The organism is Alphaproteobacteria bacterium (assembly GCA_019695395.1).
Lineage (GTDB): Bacteria > Pseudomonadota > Alphaproteobacteria > JAEUKQ01 > JAIBAD01 > JAIBAD01.
In genome coordinates, this window is the sequence record JAIBAD010000017.1 from 1 (window position 1) to 25372 (window position 25372).

Here is a 25372-nt window from a genome sequence, read left to right on the forward strand (position 1 = left end):
CTTCAGTGGCACCTGGGTACACAGTTGATTCATAAACAACAATATCCCCTTTTTTTAAAATTTTTCCTATCGTGCTGGTTGCCTTTACCAAAGCATTTAAATCAGGTCGTCTGGTATTTGTAATTGGGGTAGGAACAGTGACAATGTGAAAATCAGCTAGTTTTAAATCTTGGGGATTAGAAGTAAAATGAAGTTTAGATTTGATTAAATTATCTTTATCTATTTCACCAGTTCGATCATAACCTTTAGCTAAATCATCTAATCGATTTTGATCAATATCAAAAGCAATAACAGGATCGTTTTTTTGACCAAAAGCAACGGCTAAAGGTAATCCCACATATCCCAATCCGATAATTGAGATACGACGGTGCAAACTGGAATTATTCATAATACCCCAAAAACAATTTTACAAAGAATATGTCACTAAAAGATTTAAACCTATCACTGTTGTTATTAACCCACTTATTCTATAAAGCCTATAAAATTTATAATGATGAATAAAGTATCCCAACAAAATACCAGCTAGGTGTAGTAAAATTGTAGCAGTTATAAAACCTAGACCATACAAATAAAAAGAATGATCGTTTGGTGTTTCTATTCCATGGGCAAGACCATGGGCTAATCCAAATAAAGTAATAAGTCCAAGCGATATTGTTTGTGGCAATATAATAAAGCGTGCAATAATTAAACCTGTAACGATAACTGAAAGTATAATAATTATTTCATGAAACGAAAAACTAATTCCTGTGACAGAGAGATATTGCCCAAGAATACCACCAATTAAAACGAAAAAGACAAAAGTTAAAGGAAAAATCCATATAGTTCTGGTTGAAAGTTGTGTTGACCATAGACCTATAGCCAACATAACTAATATATGATCAATACCGTTGAAAGGGTGTAAAAAGCCACTTAATACACTATAAGATAATTGATGACCTGTATGAGCGTAGGCAGAATTTTGTACAAAAATAGATAAGCCTAGTACAAAAAAATATAGAATTTTTTTCATGAAATTTATTCCCTTTATAGTGTATAAAATAACAAATTGTATTTGATAATAAAAAGAATAAAAATAAAAAAATAATTTATTTTTATTCTTTTTTTGTTCTAAAAACGGAAGTTGGCATGCAATGAAATAAAGGGTATAAACAGATTCCTATAATTTTTCATATATAAGCCCACAATTGGATTATTGGATTTGATACTAATTAAAAGAAATTTTTTTTTCTTATTTATTACTGTTTTTTGTTTTTTTTTGATCACAGAACTTAAAGCATCTGTTCTTTTAACTGCAGATGAGGTTATTCATGATCCACAAACAAATATAACTATTGCAAAAGGTCATGTAGAAATATCTAAGGACAATAAAATTCTTTTAGCTGACGAAGTTATATATGATGAAACAGCTGAAACGATTGTTGCTAAAAAGAATATTAGTTTATTGGATACAAATGGGAATGTTGTTTTTACAGATAAGTTAGAAATTAAAGATGATTTAAAAGAAGCAACTATTCAAAATATAAGAATTTTATTAGCAGATCGTTCACGTATAGCAGCAGCCAGAGGCTACATAAGACCGGATAGTAAAAGCGCTTTTGATTATGCTGTTTATTCGCCTTGTCTACCTTGTAAAGATAATCCAAATCGTGCCCCTTTGTGGCAAGCCAAAGCTGTACGCGTTATTCATGATGCGAAAACCCATAGGATAACATATAAAAATTCATGGATTGAAATGTTTGGCGTCCCAGTATTTTATACACCCTATTTTTCACACCCTGATGGCACGCAAAAAAAACAAACAGGATTACTTGCACCCACTTTCTTTTCAAATAGCACAGTTGGTGTTGCGATGAGCCAACCCTTATTTATAAATCTTGCCCCCGAAGCAGATGTAACTTTAACTCCAATAATTGCAACTAAAAAGAAACCCGTGCTTGGTATGGAATATAGACAGCATTTTGGTTCAGGCAAAGTTAGACTAGGGGGGAGTGCAACAATAAGTAGTAGGGTAGATAGTGACGGGGATGATGGTGACGATGATGATGAAGACAAAGAACATAATGTTTTTCGCGGCCACATTGATGCCGAAGGTGATTTTGATATTAATGATTATTGGCGTGCAGGTTTCAATATTAATCGCGCAACAGATAAATCCTATGTTAGAACCTATAAATTTTCAAATGAAAGAACATTAACAAGTAATATTTTTGCAGAAGGTTTTCATAAACGTAATTATGCGTTGATTGATGCAGAAGCATATCAAGGTACAAGAGATATTGATGATAACAAAGAGCAAGCTTTTATTTTGCCATCATTATCCTATAATTTTGTGGGTGAACCTCGAAAACATGGTGATTATTTAACATTAGATACAAATTTTATGTCCGTAAACCGAATTGAAGGGCGCGAAAGCAGAAGATTATCAACTGTTGTTGGTTGGAATTTGCCCTATGTTGGATCAATAGGTGATTTATATTCTCTTCGGGCATCTTTACAAACAGATGCCTATATTGTTAATGATGTGGATCCACATTCTGATGATCCAGATCCTGATGGTCATACTAAAGATGGTTTTACAGGTCGTATTTTCCCCAGAATAGATTTTGAATGGCGTTATCCTTTTATGAGTTATTATGGCAATGGTATTTTCCAAACTATAGAACCAATTTTAGCTTTTGCCCTTGCACCTAATTATGGGAATCCAGGAAAACTACCCAATGAAGATAGCCAAGATATTATTTTTGATGAAACAAATGTTTTCTTACCAGATCGTTTTACAGGAACAGACCGTGTTGATGAAGGACAAAGAGTAAGCTATGGATTTAAGTGGAGCCTTTATAAAGAAAATGGGGGATTACTAAGCTTTTTCTTGGGGCAAAGTTATCAACCTACACATAGCGATTTTCCAGATAATAGTGGATTATCTAAAGATTTAACTGATACAGTTGGAAGAATTTTATTGTCCCCGTCAAAATATTTAAACTTTCTTTATAGATTTCAATTAGATAGCGGTGATTATAGCCCTACACGTCATGAAGTTGCATTAAATGTTGGCGCACCTTTGTTAAATGTAAAAGCTAATTATCTTTTTTATCAGGATGTTGATCCAAATTCAGATGAATTTGATGAACAAGAAGAAGTAAGTGGTGTGATCAGTAGTAAATTAACCGATTTTTGGCACACATCTATTTTTTCAAATTATGATGTGGATAGCAGCCATTTAAATTATTATGGTGGATCAATTGATTATGAAGATGAATGTTTTGCATTGGCTTTATCTGCAACACGAAGTTATTTTGATGATGAAGAAACAGATAAAGATTTACGTATCGTCTTTAGATTATCTTTCAAAAATCTGGGTGAAATTGGTCAAACATTCTAATTGAATTAGAAATAAGTTTGCCATTCTTTTAAATCATTTAAGGCTCTTAAAGCCATTTGATTTTTATTTGACAACGATGCTGTTTTATCCTGTTGTTTATTTTCTGGGTCTAATGGTGTGAAAAGACCAAAATTAATATTCATAGGTTGAAACCCAGTTTTGTGATTTTGCTCTGTAATATGACGTAATAATGATCCTAATGCCGTAGAAGGCGGGGGAAGGGTAATATTTTTATTTAACTTTTTCTGTGCAACAAAACATCCTGCTAATAATCCTATGGCCGCACTTTCGACATATCCTTCTACCCCAGTTATTTGACCAGCAAAAGAAATATTGGGATTTGTTTTTAAGGCTAAATAAGAATCTAATAATGCAGGACTATTAATAAAACTATTTCGATGTAATCCTCCAAGTCTTGCAAATTCTGCTTTTTCAAGACCAGAAATGGTCTTAAATATTCTAATTTGTTCCGAATGTTTTAATTTTGTTTGAAAACCCACAATATTATAAAGAGTACCAAGTTTATTGTCTTGTCTTAATTGAATAACAGCATAAGGTTTTTGAGTTGAATGGGGATTAGTTAATCCAACAGGTTTCATAGGTCCATAACGCAATGTATCAGCGCCGCGTGATGCCATAATTTCTATAGGTAGGCATCCTTCAAAATAGGGGGTGTTTTTTTCCCATTCTTTAAATTCTGTTTTTTCTCCTTCAAGTAATGACATAATAAAAGAATAATATTCATCTTTATTTAACGCACAATTTATATAATCTGATCCTGTACCACCTGGACCTTTTTTATCATAACGTGACTGCAACCAGGCTTTATCCATATCAATACTGTGTTTATAAACAATAGGTGCAATTGCATCGAAAAAAGCCAAATTTTCTTTTCCTGTTAATCGAATAATTTCCTGGGTTAATGGATCAGATGTCAGTGGTCCTGTCGCTATAATAATTTGAGCATTATGATCAAATGATAACGATGTTATTTCTTGATATTTAATTGTAATTAAAGGATGTTGTTTTAATTTATGTGTAACATCCTGGGCAAATAAATCACGGTCTACGGCAAGTGCACCACCTGCAGGTATTTTATGTATATCAGCAATAGATAAAATTAATGAATGGCATTGTCGCATTTCTTCATGTAATAAACCCACCGCATTATTCATATAATCATCAGAACGAAATGAATTGGAGCAAACCAATTCTGCTAAATAATCAGTTTGATGGGCTGGTGTTTTTTGATGGGGGCGCATTTCATATAAAACAACAGAGATTCCTTTTTGGGCTATCTGCCATGCTGCTTCAGAACCGGCCAACCCACCGCCGATAATATATATGGGGGTATTATTTTCCATGATATTTTAATCAAATTTAAAATTTGAATATTAAAGTTAAATAACTAACTTTAATAAAAATGGTGGGTGCGCCGGGAATCGAACCCGGGACCACCTGATTAAAAGTCAGATGCTCTACCGCTGAGCTACGCACCCCTTATTAAACTGAACTTTATATTATAACTCGAATATAAATTCTGTGAGCCGAACTTAAATTATATGTTTTCTTATGTCAATGTTTGAATATTAATTATTTATATGATTTCAATATTAAGCACCTTTAAAAATTTATTTTATATTTTTGGTTTCATTTTTTTATCAAGTTGCTTAATAACATAAGCAGGCACAAAAGACGAAATATCGCCATTTAGTTCATAAATTTCTTTAATAAAACGGGAAGAGACAAATTGATAGCGTTCTGAAGCCATTAAAAAAATTGTATCAACAGACGAATCTAATTTTACATTCATGCCTGCCATTTGAAATTCATATTCAAAATCCGAAACAGCTCGTAATCCTCTTATAATAATGGTGGCTTTAACATCACGGCAAAAATGTATAAGAAGGTTTGTTATAGGATAAATTTTTATTTTATCAGAATTTAATTTAGGTAAATTTTTAATCTCTCTTTCTACCATATCTATTCTTTCTTCTAAGGTAAAAAGAGGAGATTTATGGATATTAGATGCCACCCCTATAATTAATTCATCAACAACTACAGAAGACCGTTGAATAATATCTATGTGTCCAAACGTAATTGGATCGAACGTGCCAGGATAAACGCCTGTATGAAATGTTGACATCATTTTCTATATTTTAAAAGATTATGGGTTACTTTCATTTGCGTCATCTTCATCATCATCGTTATCCAATTTGCTTACAGAAACCACTTTATCATTTGTATCTACTTTAAAAATAACAACACCTTGGGTACGTCTTCCTGCAATTCTTATATCATGGACAGGGCATCGTATGGTCTGGCCACTGCTTGTTACAAGCATGATGTGATCTTGATCATTGACAGAAAATGATGAAATAACTTTTCCATTACGGGGAGATGTTTCAATGTTTGTAATACCTGATCCCCCTCTACCTGTAATTCTATATTCATAGGCTGTTGTGCGTTTACCGTAACCATTTTCTGTAATAGTTAAAATAATTTGCTCTTGGGCTTCAAAAAGCTTTATTTTATCTGCGGAAATATTTTCAATTGAATTTTCTGTGTCACTTGTTTCATCTGCACGTCGTTTGGCGTTTATAAATTTAATAAAAGCTTCTCGCTCTTCTGTGCTTGCATCAACATGATTTAAAATAGTCATCGCAATAACTTTATCGCTTGATTCAAGTTTAATACCACGGACCCCCATTGAATCACGGCCGCTAAATATTCTAATTTTGGATACAGGGAATCTAATGCATTTACCTTGGGCTGTTGCAATAAAAATATCATCATTTTCTTTGGCAACTTGCACAGAAATAAGTTGGTCACCTTCGTCAAGTTTCATGGCAATTTTACCATTGGCTTTAACATTAACAAAATCATCCAAACGGTTGCGCCGAATATACCCTGTCGCTGTTGAAAAAATAATGAAAGAATTTTCTAAATTATTGCTATCCGGTAAAGGCATTAAGGTAGAAATTGTTTCAGAATTTTCTAAAGGTAAAAGTTGGACAAGAGGTTTTCCTCTGGATTGAGGTGTACCAAGTGGCAAACGATACACTTTAAGCTTATAGACCATACCCTTAAAAGAAAAAAACAAAACAGAGTCATGGGTATTAGCAATAAAAAGTTGGTGAACCACATCTTCATCACGGACATTCATGCCACTGCGTCCTTTACCCCCACGACGCTGGGCACGATAAGCTGATAAAGGAACCCTTTTGATATATCCACCAAGCGTAACTGTTACAACCATATCTTCACGTTCAATGAGATCTTCGATATCTTGTTCTGCTTCACTATCTAAAATAATGGTTCTTCTAGGGGTAGAAAATTTTGTTTTAATATCAATAAAATCTGTTTTTAAGATATTTAAGCGTCGTTCTTTTTGATCCAATATTTCAATGAAATCTGCAATTTGTTTTGCCAGTTCTTCGGTTTCTTTTATAAGTTTGTCACGTTCCAAAGCTGTCAAACGATGTAACCTTAAATCCAAAATTGCTTTAGCTTGTATCTCAGATAAGGTATAATCAGCAGAAGAAATTGAAGAATTATTTTCTATAAGTTGAATATAAGGTACTATAGCCTCACTTGGCCATTTTTGGGCCATCAAAGCCTGTTTTGCACTAGCCGGATCTGGTGACTGACGAATAAGTTTTATGATGGGATCAAGATTAGCAACAGCAATCATGAGCCCTAATAAAATATGGGCTCTTTCTTGGGCTTTTGATAAATCGAACCGTGTGCGTTTAATAATAACTTCTTCACGAAAATTAACAAAAGCTTCGATAATATTTTTGATATTTAATAATTCAGGTCTGCCATTATTTAGGGCAAGGATATTAACACCAAAACTTGTCTGTAAAGGTGTAAAACGGTAGAGTTGGTTTAAAATTACCTCGGGTGTTGCATCACGTTTTAATTCTATCACAACACGTACACCATCACGATCCGATTCATCGCGTAGATCACTAATACCTTCAATGGTTTTATCCCTAACTAGTTCAGCTATTTTTTCTATCATTTTTGCTTTATTAACTTGATAGGGAACTTCAGTAATAATAATCGCTTCTCTATCTTTTAAGGGTTCGATGTCTGTTTTACCCCGCATAATAATAGAACCGCGTCCTGTATGACATGCTTCTTGGATACCTAGACGACCAATGATTTCTCCACCTGTTGGAAAATCTGGTCCTTTAATATGATGCATTAATCCTTCGATCGAAATATTCGGGTTATCAATATAACTACAACATGCATCCATAACCTCCCCAAGATTATGAGGAGGGATGTTGGTTGCCATACCAACAGCAATACCACCGCCGCCATTCACTAAAATATTTGGGAAAGAAGCGGGAAGGACAGTTGGTTCTTCGACACTACCATCATAATTTGCCTGAAAATCAACGGTATTTTTATCAATATCTTTTAATAATAAATCGGCAGACAAAGCTAATCTTGCTTCTGTATAACGCATGGCAGCGGCAGGATCACCATCCATTGACCCAAAGTTTCCTTGCCCTTCAATTAAAGGTAGGCGCATAGAAAAATCTTGAGTTAATCTTACCATAGATTCATAAATAGCCGAATCTCCATGGGGGTGATATTTACCCATAACATCCCCTACGACACGTGCAGATTTACGAAAAGGTTTATTATAATCGTACCCTGCTTCTTTCATGGCATAAAGTATACGGCGATGAACAGGTTTTAATCCATCTCTCACATCAGGTAGAGCACGCGCAACTATAACGCTCATCGCATAATCAAGATATGAGCGTTTCATTTCTTCTTCAATAGTTATGGGTTTTATATCGGAATCTATAGGTATATCAGTTGGTTCTTTCACTTTATTTCATCCATTGTAATTATTGGTTTTAAATTTTGTAACTTAAAAACCAACAAAAATTAAAACAGAAATTAGTTTAAATTCTGTTTGTATTTATTTTTTAAATAATTTTAAATCTTTAGAAAGGTATATCATCATCCATCGTGTCATGAGATGGTAGGGTCTTATGCCTACTAAATTCACCCATACCTGAAGTCATCTCTTGGTTTTGATTTTGAAAAGTATTATGATTATCGCCACCACCTCGTGTATCCAATAAAGTTAATTCACCTCTGAATCTTTGTAAAACAACCTCGGTTGTATATTTTTCTTGCCCAGATTGATCCGACCATTTACGTGTTTGCAATTGGCCCTCAACATAAATTTTTGATCCTTTATGTACAAATTTTTCAATAACTTCAACTAATCTATCATCAAAAATAACAATACGATGCCATTCTGTTTTTTCTTTACGTTCACCTGTTACTTTATCTTTCCAGCGTTCAGATGTTGCCAATGGAAAAGTTGCTACACGGTCACCAGATTGTGTATTGCGTATTTCTGGATCTTTACCTACATTTCCTACTAAAATAACTTTATTAACACTACCAACCATAATTTTTATCCCTATATATTGAAACGATAAATAAAATATCTATTTTATCCTATCCGATCATTATGCTTATTGGAAAATATTTTTTTTGATTTATGGTATTTTTATTTAAAGTAATCATCTCTTTTTTAACAAATTGTACCTATAAACATGAATAAAAAAAGAACAACTTCTCTTACTAAGAATATTATTTCAGTTCGAGGTGCAAGAGAACATAATTTAAAAAATATTAATTTAGATATTCCAAGAGAAAAACTCGTTGTTATTACGGGTCTTTCAGGCTCTGGTAAATCGTCCCTTGCTTTTGATACGATTTATGCAGAGGGGCAAAGGAGATATGTAGAATCTCTTTCAGCTTATGCCAGACAGTTTCTAGAACTTATGCAAAAACCTGATGTTGATTCAATTGATGGATTATCGCCTGCCATTTCTATTGAACAAAAAACAACATCAAGAAATCCTCGTTCAACCGTAGGAACAGTCACAGAAATTTATGATTATTTAAGATTATTATTTGCCCGTATTGGTATCCCATATTCACCGGCAACAGGTTTACCTATAGAAAGCCAAACTGTAAGCCAAATGGTAGATCATGTGTTAAATTTAACCTCTGGGTCAAAAATTTATATTTTGGCACCCATTGTAAGGGGTCGAAAAGGGGAGTATAAAAAAGAACTTCAGGAACTTCAAAAGAAAGGATTTCAACGCGTCAAAATTAATGGCGAAATTTATGAAATAGATCAAACACCAACCCTTAATAAAAAGCTTAAACACAATATAGAAGTTGTGGTTGATAGGCTTATTTTGAAGCCAGATATTAAAACACGATTAGCAGATAGTTTAGAGACAGCCCTCAATTTATCAGATGGTCTTATTTATATTGAAGATATAGATACCAAAAAGCAGTTAATTTTTTCTTCACGTTTTGCATGTCCTGTTTCCGGATTTACCATTGATGAAATAGAGCCAAGATTATTTTCTTTTAATAATCCATTTGGTGCATGTCCCGAATGTGATGGGCTTGGGAATAAAATGTTTTTTGATCCGGCCTTAGTTGTACCAAAGCCAGATCTTTCTCTTGCTGAAGGTGCAATTTATCCCTGGGCATCATCAACATCAGAATATTATGTTCAAACATTACAAGCGCTTTGTAAACATTACCAAATTGATTTTAATCAACCATGGAAAAAACTATCTCAGAAAATAAAATCCGTCATTTTGTATGGGTCACAAAATGAAATTGTTTCTTTCAGTTATAATGATGGCCAGCGCGATTTTAAAACTAAAAAACCATTTGAAGGTGTGATCCCCAATATGGAAAGACGCTGGCGGGAAACTGATAGCGATTGGGTTCGAGATGAACTTAGCAAATATCAAACAACAGATTTATGTCCAACATGTCATGGATATAGATTAAAGCCACAAGCATTAGCTGTTAAAATTAATAAATTAAATATATCTGAACTAACTCAAAAATCAATTTATGACCTAAATCAATGGTTTAATCAGCTAGATAATAAATTGACTAATAAGCAAATGGCCATTGCTGTTCGTATTATTAAAGAAATAAAAGCACGGTTGAATTTTCTTCAGAGTGTCGGATTGGATTATTTAAATTTAGCTCGTTCATCAGGTACATTAAGTGGGGGCGAAAGTCAAAGAATTAGGCTTGCTTCCCAAATAGGTTCAGGATTAATGGGTGTCTTATATGTATTAGATGAACCATCAATTGGATTACACCAACGTGATAATTCTAAACTTCTTGATACATTAAAGCATTTAAGAGATTTAGGTAATACGATTTTGGTTGTTGAACATGATGAGGACGCTATACGTACCGCAGATTATTTGGTTGATATGGGACCAAGAGCTGGTACACATGGCGGGCAAATCGTAGCTGTTGGTACACCAGAAGAGGTTATGAAATCAAAAACAAGTATTACAGCCCAATATCTTAATAAAACAAAAACTATTCCCATACCTTCCTCAAGACGTGAAGCTGTAAACCAACACTATATTCGGTTAATTGGGGCTAAAGCAAATAATTTAAAAAATATAAATGTGGATATTCCTATTGGTACATTAACCTGTGTTACAGGTGTATCTGGGGGTGGAAAATCCACTTTAATTATAGAAACACTTTATAAAGCTCTGGCCCAGCATTTTTTTACATCACGGGAACGACCAGGGGCACATGATAAAATTACAGGCCTCGAACATATAGATAAAGTTATTGATATTGACCAATCACCTATTGGACGAACACCACGTTCAAATCCCGCTACGTATATTGGGGTATTTACAAATATCCGAGATTGGTATGCTGAATTACCTGAAGCAAAAAGTCGTGGGTATAAAGCAGGCAGATTTTCTTTTAACGTTAAAGGGGGGCGGTGTGAATCATGCCAAGGTGATGGGGTTATAAAAATTGAAATGCATTTTTTACCAGATGTGTATGTACAATGTGATGTTTGTAAAGGAAAAAGATATAATCGTGAAACTTTAGAAATATTTTATAAAGATAAATCTATAGCAGATATTTTAGATATGACTGTTGAAGAAGGTGTAAGCTTTTTTCAAGCTGTGCCAAGTATCCGCGATAAACTTATGATGCTTCAAGAAGTTGGATTGGGTTATATTCATATTGGTCAATCTGCAACAACCTTATCAGGTGGGGAAGCCCAAAGAGTTAAGCTTGCCAAAGAATTATCTAAGAGAGCAACGGGACGAACTTTTTATATTCTTGATGAACCAACAACAGGCCTACATTTTGAAGATGTAAATAATCTTTTGCGTATTTTACATATGCTTGTTAATCAAGGAAATACAATGGTTGTTATTGAACATAATTTAGAAGTTATTAAAACAGCAGATTGGATTATTGATTTAGGACCCGAAGGTGGGGATAAAGGTGGGTTCATTGTTGCCCAAGGTACACCAGAATCTCTTATTAAGGTTAAAGAAAGCTATACCGGGCATTATTTAAAACAAATTTTTGATGATGTACCTGTAGCAAAAACTACCCGTTCAAAGGCAGGATAATACTAACTTTTAATCCACCTTCAGAAAGATTTTGTAGTTTTAAAGACCCCCCATGGGCTTTAATAATATTTCTTGTAATACTAAGACCAAGGCCAACACTTCCTTGTTCTGCATTACGTGATGGATCAAGTCTTGTGAAAGGTTTAAAAACTTCTTCAAATTTATCTTCCGGTATACCAGGACCATTATCTTTAATTGTAATAATCAAATCATGCTCATCTTTTTGGCTTTCAATATGGGCAATATTTCCATATTGAAATGCGTTATTAAGGATATTCGTAATAGCGCGTTTTAACGCAATAGGTCGGCATTCTAATAATATAGGATGTTGGTTATTGTTAAAAATTATATGTTTACCCAAATTGATAAAATCATCCGCAATACTTTCAAGCAAGGCACCAATTTCAACTGTTCGTGTATTTTCGTTCATGACATCTGTTCTGGCAAAACTTAAAGTAGTTTTAATCATACTTTCCATTTGTTCTAAAGTTTGTAAAAACTTTTCCTTTAAGGCTTGATCCATGATCATTTCACACCGTAATCGCAAAGTTGTAACAGGTGTTAAAAGGTCATGGGAAATTGCGGCCAGCATTTGTGTACGGTCATGTGAAAATTGATTTAAATGTTTTTGCATTTTATTGAAATTCTTTGCCAGATGTTTTATTTCAAGCGGGCCATTTTGAACAGATATTTTATAATCTTTATTTTGTTTTAATTTTGTTACATCTTTTGTTAAATTAATTAAAGGTTTAACTAAACGAATATTCATAATTTGGGTAATAATAATAAAAACAAAAAAACATAACCCCATAATAATAAAAAAATCTGATGTGGTAATAGTGTCATCATCTGTTGCAGTTCTTATGATAAAACGAACCCAGACTTGATCATCCAATTTAATATAAATAAGCCAATTAGATAAAATATTGGTTTCATCATTTTGGAATTTTGTTTTAGTGTTTTTAGGTAAATTTTCAATAATAATTTCATCACTTTTATAATTTAAAAGTCTACTTAACATCATTTTAAAACGGCTTGCCGAATAAGACTTTTTTGGTATTGCTTTAATAGAAGATGAAGGAACTATTGATGCATTAAAAGAACGGTTATTAATTATGTTAAAAATACGATTATGTTCATCAGATTGCGTACTTTTCAATAATTTTATAGTAGTTATAACTTGTTGGGCAATTTGTCTGCGGTAAGCTAATTCGACAGTATTTGAACGATCATCAAGAAAAATAAAAAGGCTAAAAATTTGGGGAATTAAAAGAGCACCTAAGACCAGAAGATTAATCTGCCCCGTCATTGTTTGAGGAATAATTTTATTTATCAAGCCCATGATACCGGTAATGTAAGCATGTAACCACTTCCCCATATTGTTTTAATAATTTGTGGGTTTTTTGAATCAGTTTCTATTTTACGACGTAGTCTACTGATTTGGGTGTCAATACTGCGATCAAACACATCAAATAAACGTCCACGCGCAAGATCAAGTATTTGTTCTCTCGTAAGTATTTTTTGTGGATTTTCAATAAAGGTTTTTAAAATAGAAAATTCAACACTGCTTAAGGGCAAAACAATATTATTTTGATCAATAAGTTCTTGCCGATTTAAATCTAATTTCCAGGATCCAAAGATTGCTATGTATGTATGGGTAGGAATAGATGAATTTTGTGTTCTTCTTAAAATTGCTTTAATTCGTGCAATTAATTCTCTGGGATTAAAGGGTTTTGTTATATAATCATCTGCACCAATTTCAAGTCCGATGATTTTATCTGTTTCTTCTTCAAGTGCGGTTAACATGATAATAGGAAAATTTTTTGTTTTTCTAATTTCTTTACATAAAGTAAAACCATCTTGTTCTGGAAGCATAATATCCAAAATGGCTAAGTCAATTTTATGTTCAGCAATTAATTTATATGCCATTTGGGGCGTGGATGCACATAAGACATCAAAATGATGTTTTTTTAAGAAATCACTTAAAAGATCAAGAATTTCTTTATGATCATCAACAATAAGAATGTTAGTTTCTGTCATATAAATTTATTTATATTTATTAATCCTGTCACACTTTTTTACAAAAAAAGTCTTTTTGGACAAACTTTTGTAACATCTTTTTTGTATTAAAGATTCCTGTAACAGTTAATTATTTTAAATAAATATACAAGGAATTAATAAAATGACTTTAATAAAACGTACATTTGTTATTTTAGCGGTAATGTTTTTTGTTTTCAACAACATAGGTTTTGTGTCTGCCCAAGAAAATAAAAATACAACATCCCAAGAAACAAAATGTTTACCATCAGCCAAAGATTGTAATCATGGTATAAATCCTCAAAATAAAAGAGGCATGGGTCGTGCAGGTTTATTTCAACGTAATCGAGAACCAAAAAATTTAACATCTGATGAAATTAAGACGTTAATTCAAGCACGGCTTATTATGTCGGGTAAAAAAGATTTACAAATAACTAACGTTACCAAAAAAGATGATAAAACATATCTTGTTGATATTAGTAATAAAGATAAATCTCTAGTAAGACAAATTGAGGTCGATAAAGATACGGGTTTTGCTCCACGCAAAAATAATCCGGCAGCAAAGTAAATTGAAATCAAGGAGATTTAATTATGTCTTTTATTCAACGTCCTTTAATAGCAGTAATTTTGTTAACTTCTTTTCTTGGTAGTATAAATTTATTACATGCTGAAACAGTAAATACGACAAAATCACAATCTGCAAAATGCATGAGATCTAATTCTATAAATTCGGTAAATTGTAAAACTCATGCTGCACAAAAAAAAGCGCATATACATCATATAAAGCATGCCTCATTAGCCCATAAAAAAGATACAACAAAAAAAGATAATTAAGTTAATAAAACATCCCTTAAGATATAATCTTAAGGGATGTTTTATATTAAAAATTCTATTTAATTAAGATATTAACGAAAAAAATATTATTTATATCAGGTTTAATCTTAAGATAACCCTTCTGCTTGACGTGCTTCTTTAACAGCAGGGCGGGCTCCAACCCGTTCAATAAAAGATTTAATATTTGGCCATTTGCTTAAATCAAATCCCAGGAAGTTTGACCAACCTAAAACAACATATAGATAAGCATCTGGCGCTGTAAAATGATCACCCATTAAATATTCTTTTTTGGATTGGGTGAAATAATTGGCAATAAAATCTAATCTCTTAGCCAAATATTCTTTAACTGTATTTTTATAAGTATCAGGCGTTGCTGGATTAAAAAGAGGAGAAAAGGTTTTATGTATTTCAGAATTAATAAAACCTAACCATTCTTGAAGACGATAACGTTCTAAAGTTCCAGCAGCTGGAGCTAATTTCGTAGTAGGAGCTTGGTCCGCAATATATTGAAGAATTGCCGTACCTTCGGTTAAAATTTGTTTATTATCTAATTCTAGAGCAGGAACATAGCCTTTAGCGTTAATATTTAAAAAATTGTCGCCTTTTTCTGTCGTTTTATTTTTTAAATCTACTTTTTCAATTGTAAAATCTAATTTAGCTTCACGTAACAAAATATGTGAAGCCAGAGAGCAGGCACCAGACGAATAATAAAGTTTCATGGGAGTTTCCTTATAACAAAATTTAAATTAATGTAATTGCATATAATTTAATTGCAATTGCATATACTTGTCAAGTCTATATTGATGTAATTGCATTTATTTGATATATATATAAAATGAACAAAAAAAATCGTATTTCTTTAATTGATGATAATATCGTTAATGTATGGATCAATCTTCATCATGTGCAGCAAACTATTCTGCAAGCAATTGAAGAAGATTTGAAAGAGGCAGGTTTTCCACCTTTGGCTTGGTATGATGTTTTATTTGAATTGATGAAAGCACCAAATTTCACCTTAAGACCTTTTGAAATTGAAAAAAAAACTTTGTTAAACCAATATAATCTTTCACGTTTATTGGATCGCTTACAAAAAAAATCTCTTATAAAACGCGAAATATGTGGAAAAGATAAGCGAGGGTTATGGATTGTATTGACAGCTGAAGGCCAAGCTTTATGTAAAAAAATGTGGCCTTGTTACGCCCATTCAATTACAAAACATATTGGACAAAAATTAAATATGAACGATATTAATAGATTAACTAAAATTTTTTGTAAATTAAAACTTCCTTATGATTAATTAACATACTTGTCTTTTTATTCCTTTTTTTATATAGCTAACATTGTTTATTTTAACATTCATATACACATAGGTTTACCACGATGAGGCCAGTATTACCTCCAAATTATATACCATCCGAAAATGAAGAATTTATGAATCCAAAACAATTGGAATATTTTCGTCAAAAATTATTGTCATGGAAAGCAGAAATATTAAGAGAATCTACGGAAACTTTACAACATCTTCAGGAAGATACGGTATTAGAACCAGATATAAGCGACAGGGCTTCATTAGAAACAGAAAGATCTGTTGAATTAAGAACAAGAGATAGAGAACGCAAATTATTGTCTAAAATAGATGAAGCATTACAAAGAATTGAAGATGGTACCTATGGGTATTGTGAAGAAACAAACGAACCTATTGGGTTGAAAAGATTAGAAGCAAGACCTATTGCTACCCTTAGTTTAGAAGCCCAAGAAAAACATGAAAAAATGGAACGCGTTCAACGGGATGATTAATTCTAATTTGCTTCTTTATCTTTTGATGTGTATCCCCGGTAATTTTTGATACGGGTGATTCTTAAGCCATAAGGTCCATATCTATCAATTGTTTTTTGCCAATGAATAAATTCTTCAACAGATAAAGAATAACGTTGGCAAACCTCTTCTAATGTTATTAATCCTGTACGAACAGCCTCAACTACTAAAACTTTACGGTTAATAACCCATCTTTTAGTCTGAGGTGATGGAAGATTTATTTTGCTTATATCCTCTTTTTTTGTTTTCTTTTTGTTCATATTCTATTATTATCATCCCCAAAATATAGTAATATTTTCATCATTAAAGAATAAAATGATTAATATTTCTTTAATTTCGTAAATTTTAATAATTTCTGGTTGACTTTTAGCTCTTTTTTGCCATAAATCTTTGGATCACAATCATTTAATATCCTTACTATTGGACATGTACTTTGTGACGTGGTGTAGATTAGTGTGGGATTTGATAAAGGTATAATAATTTTATGAAAACGTATTCGTTAAAAGCATCAGATATCAAAAAAAATTGGTTTATTATTGATGCTGAAGGTTTGGTCTTAGGAAGACTTGCATCAATTATTGCTATGAGACTTCGGGGTAAACATAAAACGAGCTACACGCCTCATATGGATTGTGGGGATAATATTATTGTTATTAATGCAAAAAAGGTAGCTCTAACAGGTAAAAAAATGTCACAAAATAAGTTTTACTGGCATACAAATCATCCAGGCGGTATTAAAGAAAAAGTTATTGAAAAAATAATCCAAGGTCCTTATCCAGAACGTGTTATTGAAAAGGCTGTTGAACGTATGGTTCCAAGAGGACCACTTGGTAGAAAACAAATGAAAAATTTATATATTTATTCGGATACTACTCATCCTCATGAAGCACAAAAACCACAAAATTTAGATGTGGCTTCTATGAATCCAAAAAATAAGAAAGCTGCTTAATTATGGCAAAAAATAATTCTTTATCTGATATCAAAAATATTGTTAATGCTAATGCGCAAAATCATTCTAGTAATGTCCAAGCTTCATCTTCTGAAGAAAAAGCAAAACCAAAATTAGATAAATTGGGTAGATCCTATGCAACAGGTAAGCGTAAAAATGCGATTGCTCGTGTATGGGTTAAGCGTGGATCTGGCCGGATTACTATTAATAATATCGATAGTCAATCTTATTTCGCACGTCCTGTTTTAAGAATGGTTATCAATCAGCCTTTTGCAATCATTAATCAAACAGGTCAATATGATATTGTATGCACTGTGAAAGGTGGTGGATTATCAGGACAGGCAGGTGCCGTTCGTCATGGGATCAGCCGCGCTTTAACCTATTTTGATCCTTCATTACGTCCTACATTAAAAACACAAGGATTTTTAACAAGAGATAGCCGTGTTGTTGAACGTAAAAAATACGGTAGAGCAAAAGCAAGACGTCGTTTCCAATTCTCTAAACGCTAATTTTATATATAAAATTTATGGATTCTATAAAAACGAATGCATAATGAAAAAATTAATGTAGCTATTTTAGGCGCCAGTGGATACACAGGCGCCGAACTTTTTAGATTATTATCCCATCATCCTTATGTTAATCTTGTTTACTTAACAGGAGAAAAACATGCCAATCAATATATTGAAGAATTATTTCCCCATTTCCGGTTAATTAATAAATCCTTCAAACTTATAAAGATTGAAGAAATTGATTGGTTGAAAATTGATCTTGTATTCAGTGCACTGCCTCATGGCTTAATCCAAAAAATTATTAATGAAATTCCCGAGAAAATTAAAATCATCGATCTATCATCTGATTTTAGATTAAATGATAGCTATATATATGAACAATGGTATCATCATAAACATGAGGCTAAAGAATTCTTATCAAACGCAGTTTATGGATTAACAGAAATTAATCATAAATATATTCCATCCGCACGATTAATTGCCAATCCGGGGTGTTATCCAACAGCATCATTGCTGCCATTAATTCCTTTGTTATATTCAAAAAAAATTGATCCTAAAAACATTATTATAGATGCAAAATCTGGTGTGAGTGGAGCGGGACGTGAAGCAAAACAAACAAGTTTGTTTACAGAAATCTCTGAAGGTATACACCCTTATGGGATAAGTAAACACAGACATATACCAGAAATTGAACAAGAGCTTAGTAAAGCTTTTGGCGAAAAAATTCAAATAAGTTTTACCCCACATTTAATTCCAATGAATAGAGGAATTTATACAACTATTTATGTACAAAATGCACCATCTATTACATCTTCTGATATAGATAAAGAATTAAATAACTTTTATAAAAAAAATGAATTTGTGGTTGTATTACCTTATAATTCTGTACCTTCAACACGCCATGTCCGGGGATCAAATTATTGTTACATTTCTGTTTGTGAAGATCGTGTTACAAATAGGACAATAATTTTAACGGTGATTGATAATCTGATCAAAGGTGCTTCGGGACAAGCAATACAAAATATGAATTTGACCTATAATTTTAAAGAGAATCTTGGACTGGAAGCATATCCCTTGTTTCCTTAAGATTAGGCTTTGGTATCAAAAGGGATAATGTTAAAATAGCGATAGAACAACAAGCTAATATAATAAATAAAATATAAAATTGGTTGGTATATCTTTGAGATAACCAAGAAATAAATAAAATCGCCAATGGTTGTGCACTGAAGGAAATCACAAATCTAACGCCGAAACTTAAATTATGATATTTTTCTGGAGAGAAAGAAGATATTAAAATACTTTCTGCTGGTAATAAACTATTTCCTATAGTTATAATTAACGTTGCAAGAATAATAAAAAATATACCCTCATTGCCAGCTAAAAAATATATCAAAGGGATTTGAATTAAATAAAAAAAACTATATATTTTTCTTGCTGAAAAATAATCAATAAGAGATGAACCAAAATATTGGACAATACCAGCCACAGCATAAATAATTGCAACAACATAGCCGATATTAAAATTTTTATCTAATCGTAAACTTAAAACTTTGGGTAAAACAAGTTGTATAGATTGTAAGACAAGTCCACTTAATAAGGTCATCCATATCAATAATAAAAGTCCCAGAAGTATATGTCGTGTTGTAAAACTTTTATGAGATACGATATTTTTTTGAATAGCAGCGCGTTTGGTAGCAGAATATTGTACAAACATGCTGAAGAGTAATCCACAAATCAAACATAAAACACCTGGGATAATAAATGCCAATCGCCATCCCCACATTGCTATAAATAATCCTGTAAAAAAACCAGCCCCTGAGATACCCATAGTACCAAAAATACCATTTAACCCTAAAACTTTTCCAGGTTTTGTTGTATGCTTCATAAGCCATGGTATACCCACAGGATGATAAATTGAGGCAAATAACCCTACAAAACTTAAAGTAACCATAAGAAATGTTGGATTTTGGGCTAATCCGCATCCAATAGAAGATAGTCCAAGACCTAAAAAAAGAATGAGGATCATAAAGGCAGAGTTTAATTTATCAGCAAGCCACCCTGCAAGAATTGATCCTAATCCAAATAATAATGAACCTAAAGTCCACAAATTTAATAAATTTATATAAGGTAATCCCCAATCTTTTTCAATTGCAAGCACAATAGTAAAATAATAGCTTGTACATAAATGAGTAAAAAAATGTCCTAAAGCTGCAAAAACTTGTATTATAAGATGATGATTAACCTTAAAAATATTTTTTATTTCTAATTTATTAGTGAAATATTGCATTATGTTTATTTTATTCTTAAAAAATTATCTTATGACTTATAATTCAATAACTTTAGAGCTTTTATTGTATCTAGTAAATAAATAATATGAATGAAGATTTAGAGAAATATAAATTAGCCTTAAGTAATTTTGCGACAGGAGTTGCTATTGCTACGGTGAATGACCAAGATGACTTGCCGATAGGTGTCACGATCAACTCTTTTAATTCTGTATCTTTAACACCAAATTTAATTTTATTTAGCTTAGATAAAAAAAATAAATATTTAAAATATTTTTTAAGTTGTACATATTATGGTATTAATATTCTTTCTGATCATCAAATAAATCTATCAAAAAAATTTTCTAAATCATCACAAGCAAAGAAATGGGAAGATGTAAATTATAAAATGACACCTAATAATGTAGCAGTGATTGATGATAATTTATCTTTTTTTGAATGTACTCACCATGCTATTCATGAGGGAGGAGATCATCTTATTTTTGTGGGTCAAGTGATAAATTTTAATTTTGATGAAAATCAAAATGCTCTCTTATATTTTAGAAAAAAATATTGCGATATATTTTCAAACTCGTAATTAAGCTAGTAATGATTAATAAAAAAAGAAAATCATCAATAAAAAAGAAAATATTCTATAGCTTTATAGGATTATTTATTTTTGTTTTATTAACTTATTTATCTTTTGTTAATGAAAAAATAAATGATAAATTTTATTACAAATCACTTAATTCTTTAGACGGGACATATCAGATAATTCTTTATTATCAATATCCCACCTATCTTGGTTCTTATAAAATGTTTCTTTATAAGAAGAGAAATTCCTTTTTATCTTTATATAAAGAAATATTTACTTTTGATTTTAATTATAAAGGACAAGATATAATAGATTATCCATGTAATTTAATATGGCAAGAAGCCGATCTTTTAAATATTACCTGTGTTACAGATAAAAATGGGTCAGCTGATACTTATTCGATAATAACTAAATAAATTATAAATCTATAATATATCTTGAATATCAAGATATTGCTGGATATAAAGTAAAGTCAAAGATTTAATTGTTTTTTACAAATTACGCAATTAAAAAACTTTCTTTACTATTGAAAATTATTTATGTATCTCTTTATAAAAGCGGGCGTGGCGGAACTGGTAGACGCATGGGACTTAAAATCCCAAGTCCTTAACGGACGTAAGGGTTCAACTCCCTTTGCCCGCACCAGTAATTTTGATATTAAAAATTTTAATTTGATTAATTTTTTTTATAAGATTATTGGTTTATTTTTAGATGAATTTTTTGGTGAATATTCAATATTATGTTTTAAATATTCATTTTTTAATCTTCTTCCAAGAAACAAATAAAACATCCTTAAATCTGATAGAGCACCATAAAAGGGATTAATTAAAAATAAAGGTTTGTTATTTTCAATTATAAGATGGGACAAAATTGCAAGAACTATACCAATTAATATCGCAAATATTACCCAATGTAGACTTAAAGTCCATAAGCTAACTATTCCACCTAATATACCAATAACTGTTGCGATATAATGCATGAATCTTGTCATAGGATTTTTATGAGCTTTTAAATATAAAATCCAGAAATCATTGAAATTCATGTATGTTCCCTTATTTTCAATTAGCTGTGGTTATAGATTAGTAGATACAGGAAATATGCAAGTAATCAATAGTTATTTATATAAATACATAATAATTTTATAATAGATCAATTTATATAAACAATACATACCTAATTAAGTTGTACTATAAGATATTTTATAGTTTTAAAATTAAGTCATTTCATTTAATTTAAAACTAAAATCTATAAAAAATATTATGTCTATCAATTTTAAAAATATTGTCATTAAAGACCCCGTTATTTTAGCACCAATGTCAGGTGTAACAGATATGCCTTTTCGCCGTTTGGTAAAAAAAATGGGGGCTGGATTGGTTGTATCTGAAATGATTGCTAGCCAAGCTATGATTCGTCAAACAAGACAATCAGTAAAAATGGCATCCCATTCAAATGAAGAACAGCCTATTGCTATTCAATTAGCTGGATGCGAACCCGAAGTTATGGCTGAAGCTGCAAAACTCAATCAGGATATGGGAGCTGCAATTATTGATATCAATTTTGGTTGTCCTGTTAAAAAAGTTGTAAATGGCCATGCAGGTTCAGCTTTAATGCGTGATGAAGTACATGCAGCAAAAATATTAACAGCAACAGTTAAAGCTGTTTCTCTACCCGTTACTTTAAAAATGCGTACGGGATGGGACTATCAAAATAGGAATGCACCTAATCTTGCTAAAATAGCTGAAGAATGTGGTATTCAAATGATCACAGTTCATGGAAGAACACGTTCGCAATTATACGAAGGAAAAGCAGATTGGGATTTTGTTCGTCAAGTTAAAGAATCTGTCAATATACCAATTATTGTTAATGGAGATATTATAGATTTAGAATCCGCTAAATTAGCCTTAGAATTATCTAAGGCTGATGGTGTCATGATTGGACGGGGATGTTATGGGAAACCATGGTTTTTAAATCAAGTTATTGCTTATTTAAAAAGCAATAAATTTATCCCAGATCCAAGTTTTTTAGACCAAAAAAATATTCTTTTGAGCCATTATGAAGATATATTGCATCATTATGGACATGAAAATGGTGTAAGAATTGCACGAAAGCATATTGCTTGGTATAGTAAAAAATTGCCTGGTTCCGCAGAATTTAGAATGAAAATTAATCAAACTTCATGTATTAAATCTGTTAAACAATTAATACATCAACTTTATGAAAATATTTTAAATTAAAATATTCTTTGGTTATTATTATAATAATAAAAATTTAATTATTTACATTGTTAATGATGGAATCAAAAAACTCACTATCATGGAATAAGCGTTTTAAAAACTGGTCTAAAAAAATAGGGCTAGAACGAAAAATAACAATTTTTTTAATTGTTATAGGGTTATGTAGTGGTATTTTAACATATCTGGGGCTTGAAGGTACTTTATCTATTGTTTCTAATCCCAAAACCATTTTATGGTTATTAACAACTAATTTAATTGTTTTATTAATTTTAATAACAATTGTTGTTAAACGTGTTGTTCTTTTATGGATAGAAAAAAAACAAGGCTATGTTGGAGCAAAGCTTCATGCCCGTGTTGTATTTTGGTTTAGCTTAATTGCTGTTACACCAACAATTATTGTATCTTTATTTTCAACTTTATTTTTAAATTTAGGATTGGAACAGTGGTTTCATCAAAGTGTAGGTAATGCTGTTAAAAATTCCCTAGCTGTGGCCAGTACCTATCTTAACGAACATCAACAAAGCATTGTAGCAGATGCATTAGCAATGGCTAACGATATAAAAAAGGAGGGACCTTTTATTGATATAAATAAACAGCGTCTGCAATTTTTATTAGAATTACAAAGCTCACTTAGACTTTTAGATGAGGCATCCATAATTAATAGTCATGGGGAAATTATTGCTTTATGGGGGCTTAGTATTACGATGGCTTTTAATCCTTCAATTCCTGCTGGTGCTTTTGAACAAGCAAGACAAGGAGAAACAACTGTCCTATCCACAAATTTGGAAGATCGAGTTCGCGTTCTCGTAGTTATCGATAAACAAGCCGATCTTTTTCTATATGCAGGCAGACTTGTAGATCCGAAAGTTCTTGCCCATCTTAAACGTACAGGTGATGCCGTTAGATTTTATGAGCAAATGGAAGGTAGTCGTTCCCAAATTCAAATTACTTTTGCCTTAATGTTTTTAATGATTGCTTTATTAATTCTTTGTTCAGCAATTTGGATTGCTTTAGTTTTTGCAAGCAAATTAGTGGGGCCAATTACTAACTTGGTTATAGCTGCTGAACAAATTGGTAATGGAAATTTAGATATACGTGTTCAAGAACGTAAAGGGCAAGATGAAATTATTGTTTTAAGTCGTACTTTTAATAAAATGGTTGATCAATTACAAACACAAAAAGTTGAACTTATAACAACTAATCATCAATTAGATGAAAGACGTCGTTTTACGGAACTTGTTTTATCAGGTGTGTCTGCCGGTGTTATTGGATTAGATGCTGATGCAAAAATTAATTTACCTAATCGTTCAGCATCAAATTTATTAGGTATGGATATAGAAAAGTATATTGGCCAAGATTTCATTACTGTATTACCAGAAATAAAACAAATATTTGATAATGCTAATAATCATTTTTCTGGTATCTCCGAAGGCGAAGTTACGATAAAAAAACAAGGAACAAGTAAAACATTAATTGTAAGAATATGCTTAGAAAAAATTGGCACCGAGCTTGCAGGTTATGTGATAACTTTTGATGATATTACTGAATTACTTTTGGCCCAAAGAAAAGCTGCATGGTCTGATATAGCTCGCCGGATTGCTCATGAAATTAAAAATCCTTTAACACCTATTCAATTGGCCGCGGAACGTTTAAAAAGAAAATATTCAAAAATAATACCTAAAGAACAACAGAATTTTGATGAATGTATCGATACAATTGTAAGACAGGTTGGTTCTATTGAAAAAATGGTTGATGAATTTTCAACTTTTGCTAGATTACCAGCACCAGTTTTTAAAATTGAAAATATGACCAAATTATGCCATCAAGCTTTAGTTTTACAACAACATGCTCATACTCATATAATATTTGAAGAAGAGTATTATAGTCAGACAGTTACCTATAATTGTGATGCGGGACAAGTTATTCAAGCTTTAACAAACTTGCTACAAAATGCTGTTGATGCTATTGAAGAAAAGATAAATACTATTAAAGATCAAACTTATAAAGGCTATATAAAATTATTGTTACAAAAAGATGATAAGACGATTAATATTTCAATATTAGATAATGGTTGTGGATTACCAATTATTGAGCATAATAAATTAACAGAGCCTTATGTAACAACAAGAGTAAAAGGAACAGGTTTAGGGTTGGCAATTGTAAAAAAAATAATGGAAGATCATCAAGGTAATGTGATACTAAAAGATAATAATGATGGTTCTATTGTAACATTAACTTTTCCAATTCTTAATGATAACGGTTAACAT

Annotated in this window: 24 protein-coding genes and 2 tRNA genes; 13 read left to right on the top strand and 13 right to left on the bottom strand. The window is 31.6% G+C overall.

The window, feature by feature from the left end:
• On the bottom strand, positions 1 to 388 hold a 388-nt coding region (locus K1X44_04315), incomplete at its 3' end, for a nucleotide sugar dehydrogenase (protein ID MBX7146517.1).
• A gap of 18 nt (positions 389 to 406) precedes the next feature.
• Positions 407 to 1009 (bottom strand): HupE/UreJ family protein, encoded by a 603-nt coding sequence (locus K1X44_04320; protein ID MBX7146518.1) that lies wholly within the window; start codon positions 1007 to 1009, stop codon positions 407 to 409.
• Between the two features lie 246 nt (positions 1010 to 1255).
• Here K1X44_04320 and lptD point away from each other — a divergent pair, with 246 nt between their 5' ends.
• On the top strand, positions 1256 to 3382 hold the full coding sequence (gene lptD / locus K1X44_04325; protein MBX7146519.1) for an LPS assembly protein LptD: 2127 nt from the start codon (positions 1256 to 1258) through the stop codon (positions 3380 to 3382).
• A gap of 5 nt (positions 3383 to 3387) precedes the next feature.
• Here the strand turns inward: lptD and trmFO are convergent, their stop codons facing one another.
• The 5 genes from trmFO to ssb form a co-directional block, all read right to left on the bottom strand.
• Positions 3388 to 4746, bottom strand: a complete 1359-nt coding sequence (gene trmFO, locus K1X44_04330) for a methylenetetrahydrofolate--tRNA-(uracil(54)-C(5))-methyltransferase (FADH(2)-oxidizing) TrmFO (GenBank protein ID MBX7146520.1) — start codon at positions 4744 to 4746, stop codon at positions 3388 to 3390.
• Positions 4747 to 4806: 60 nt separating this feature from the next.
• Positions 4807 to 4881 (bottom strand) — tRNA-Lys (locus K1X44_04335).
• A gap of 137 nt (positions 4882 to 5018) precedes the next feature.
• Positions 5019 to 5528 carry a pantetheine-phosphate adenylyltransferase gene (gene coaD / locus K1X44_04340; protein ID MBX7146521.1) on the bottom strand — a complete coding sequence of 170 codons (510 nt, stop codon included), beginning with the start codon at positions 5526 to 5528 and terminating at the stop codon, positions 5019 to 5021.
• Between the two features lie 21 nt (positions 5529 to 5549).
• Positions 5550 to 8171 (bottom strand): DNA gyrase subunit A, encoded by a 2622-nt coding sequence (gyrA, locus tag K1X44_04345; protein MBX7146522.1) that lies wholly within the window; start codon positions 8169 to 8171, stop codon positions 5550 to 5552.
• Between the two features lie 181 nt (positions 8172 to 8352).
• Positions 8353 to 8829: a single-stranded DNA-binding protein gene (gene ssb, locus K1X44_04350; GenBank protein MBX7146523.1), complete on the bottom strand. Its 477-nt coding sequence runs from the start codon at positions 8827 to 8829 to the stop codon at positions 8353 to 8355.
• 147 nt (positions 8830 to 8976) lie between these two features.
• Between ssb and uvrA the strand changes: the two genes are divergently transcribed.
• Positions 8977 to 11868 carry an excinuclease ABC subunit UvrA gene (gene uvrA / locus K1X44_04355; GenBank protein MBX7146524.1) on the top strand — a complete coding sequence of 964 codons (2892 nt, stop codon included), beginning with the start codon at positions 8977 to 8979 and terminating at the stop codon, positions 11866 to 11868.
• Here the strand turns inward: uvrA and K1X44_04360 are convergent.
• Both K1X44_04360 and K1X44_04365 read right to left on the bottom strand, forming a co-directional pair.
• Entirely contained in the window at positions 11846 to 13204 is a 1359-nt protein-coding gene (locus K1X44_04360; protein ID MBX7146525.1) for a hypothetical protein, read from the bottom strand. The two genes, uvrA and K1X44_04360, sit on opposite strands and share 23 nt — an antisense overlap.
• Entirely contained in the window at positions 13201 to 13908 is a 708-nt protein-coding gene (locus K1X44_04365; GenBank protein ID MBX7146526.1) for a response regulator transcription factor, read from the bottom strand. The genes K1X44_04360 and K1X44_04365 overlap by 4 nt, the downstream gene beginning before the upstream one ends.
• A 142-nt stretch (positions 13909 to 14050) precedes the next feature.
• Between K1X44_04365 and K1X44_04370 the strand changes: the two genes are divergently transcribed.
• Positions 14051 to 14473 (top strand): hypothetical protein, encoded by a 423-nt coding sequence (locus tag K1X44_04370; protein ID MBX7146527.1) that lies wholly within the window; start codon positions 14051 to 14053, stop codon positions 14471 to 14473.
• A 23-nt stretch (positions 14474 to 14496) separates the two neighbouring features.
• On the top strand, positions 14497 to 14739 hold the full coding sequence (locus K1X44_04375) for a hypothetical protein (GenBank protein MBX7146528.1): 243 nt from the start codon (positions 14497 to 14499) through the stop codon (positions 14737 to 14739).
• Positions 14740 to 14846: 107 nt separating this feature from the next.
• On the opposite strand, the gene gstA is transcribed toward K1X44_04375, so the two are convergent.
• On the bottom strand, positions 14847 to 15458 hold the full coding sequence (gene gstA, locus K1X44_04380; protein ID MBX7146529.1) for a glutathione transferase GstA: 612 nt from the start codon (positions 15456 to 15458) through the stop codon (positions 14847 to 14849).
• Positions 15459 to 15574: 116 nt separating this feature from the next.
• Here gstA and K1X44_04385 point away from each other — a divergent pair, with 116 nt between their 5' ends.
• Positions 15575 to 16036 (top strand): MarR family transcriptional regulator, encoded by a 462-nt coding sequence (locus K1X44_04385; GenBank protein ID MBX7146530.1) that lies wholly within the window; start codon positions 15575 to 15577, stop codon positions 16034 to 16036.
• Positions 16037 to 16119: 83 nt separating this feature from the next.
• Positions 16120 to 16536 carry an RNA polymerase-binding protein DksA gene (dksA, locus tag K1X44_04390; protein MBX7146531.1) on the top strand — a complete coding sequence of 139 codons (417 nt, stop codon included), beginning with the start codon at positions 16120 to 16122 and terminating at the stop codon, positions 16534 to 16536.
• 2 nt (positions 16537 to 16538) lie between these two features.
• Here the strand turns inward: dksA and K1X44_04395 are convergent, their stop codons facing one another.
• Positions 16539 to 16814 (bottom strand): DUF1153 domain-containing protein, encoded by a 276-nt coding sequence (locus tag K1X44_04395; protein ID MBX7146532.1) that lies wholly within the window; start codon positions 16812 to 16814, stop codon positions 16539 to 16541.
• Positions 16815 to 17038: 224 nt separating this feature from the next.
• Between K1X44_04395 and rplM the strand changes: the two genes are divergently transcribed.
• From rplM to argC, 3 genes are read left to right on the top strand one after another with little or no spacing between them, the layout of a single operon-like run.
• A complete protein-coding gene (gene rplM, locus K1X44_04400) occupies positions 17039 to 17503 on the top strand; it encodes a 50S ribosomal protein L13 (GenBank protein MBX7146533.1) in 465 nt (154 codons plus the stop codon).
• Positions 17504 to 17505: 2 nt separating this feature from the next.
• Positions 17506 to 18012: a 30S ribosomal protein S9 gene (rpsI, locus tag K1X44_04405; protein ID MBX7146534.1), complete on the top strand. Its 507-nt coding sequence runs from the start codon at positions 17506 to 17508 to the stop codon at positions 18010 to 18012.
• Between the two features lie 36 nt (positions 18013 to 18048).
• Positions 18049 to 19098, top strand: a complete 1050-nt coding sequence (argC, locus tag K1X44_04410) for an N-acetyl-gamma-glutamyl-phosphate reductase (GenBank protein ID MBX7146535.1) — start codon at positions 18049 to 18051, stop codon at positions 19096 to 19098.
• On the opposite strand, the gene K1X44_04415 is transcribed toward argC, so the two are convergent.
• Positions 19055 to 20299 carry an MFS transporter gene (locus K1X44_04415; protein MBX7146536.1) on the bottom strand — a complete coding sequence of 415 codons (1245 nt, stop codon included), beginning with the start codon at positions 20297 to 20299 and terminating at the stop codon, positions 19055 to 19057. The genes argC and K1X44_04415 overlap by 44 nt on opposite strands.
• Positions 20300 to 20385: 86 nt before the next feature.
• Here K1X44_04415 and K1X44_04420 point away from each other — a divergent pair, with 86 nt between their 5' ends.
• Both K1X44_04420 and K1X44_04425 read left to right on the top strand, forming a co-directional pair.
• On the top strand, positions 20386 to 20874 hold the full coding sequence (locus K1X44_04420) for a flavin reductase family protein (GenBank protein MBX7146537.1): 489 nt from the start codon (positions 20386 to 20388) through the stop codon (positions 20872 to 20874).
• Positions 20875 to 21428: 554 nt separating this feature from the next.
• Positions 21429 to 21516, top strand: a tRNA-Leu gene (locus tag K1X44_04425).
• Positions 21517 to 21556: 40 nt separating this feature from the next.
• Here the strand turns inward: K1X44_04425 and K1X44_04430 are convergent.
• Positions 21557 to 21913 (bottom strand): DUF962 domain-containing protein, encoded by a 357-nt coding sequence (locus tag K1X44_04430; protein MBX7146538.1) that lies wholly within the window; start codon positions 21911 to 21913, stop codon positions 21557 to 21559.
• Positions 21914 to 22130: 217 nt separating this feature from the next.
• Here K1X44_04430 and dusB point away from each other — a divergent pair, with 217 nt between their 5' ends.
• Both dusB and K1X44_04440 read left to right on the top strand, forming a co-directional pair.
• Positions 22131 to 23105 (top strand): tRNA dihydrouridine synthase DusB, encoded by a 975-nt coding sequence (dusB, locus tag K1X44_04435; GenBank protein ID MBX7146539.1) that lies wholly within the window; start codon positions 22131 to 22133, stop codon positions 23103 to 23105.
• 53 nt (positions 23106 to 23158) lie between these two features.
• Entirely contained in the window at positions 23159 to 25369 is a 2211-nt protein-coding gene (locus K1X44_04440; GenBank protein MBX7146540.1) for a PAS domain-containing sensor histidine kinase, read from the top strand.
• Positions 25370 to 25372: the final 3 nt, after the last annotated feature.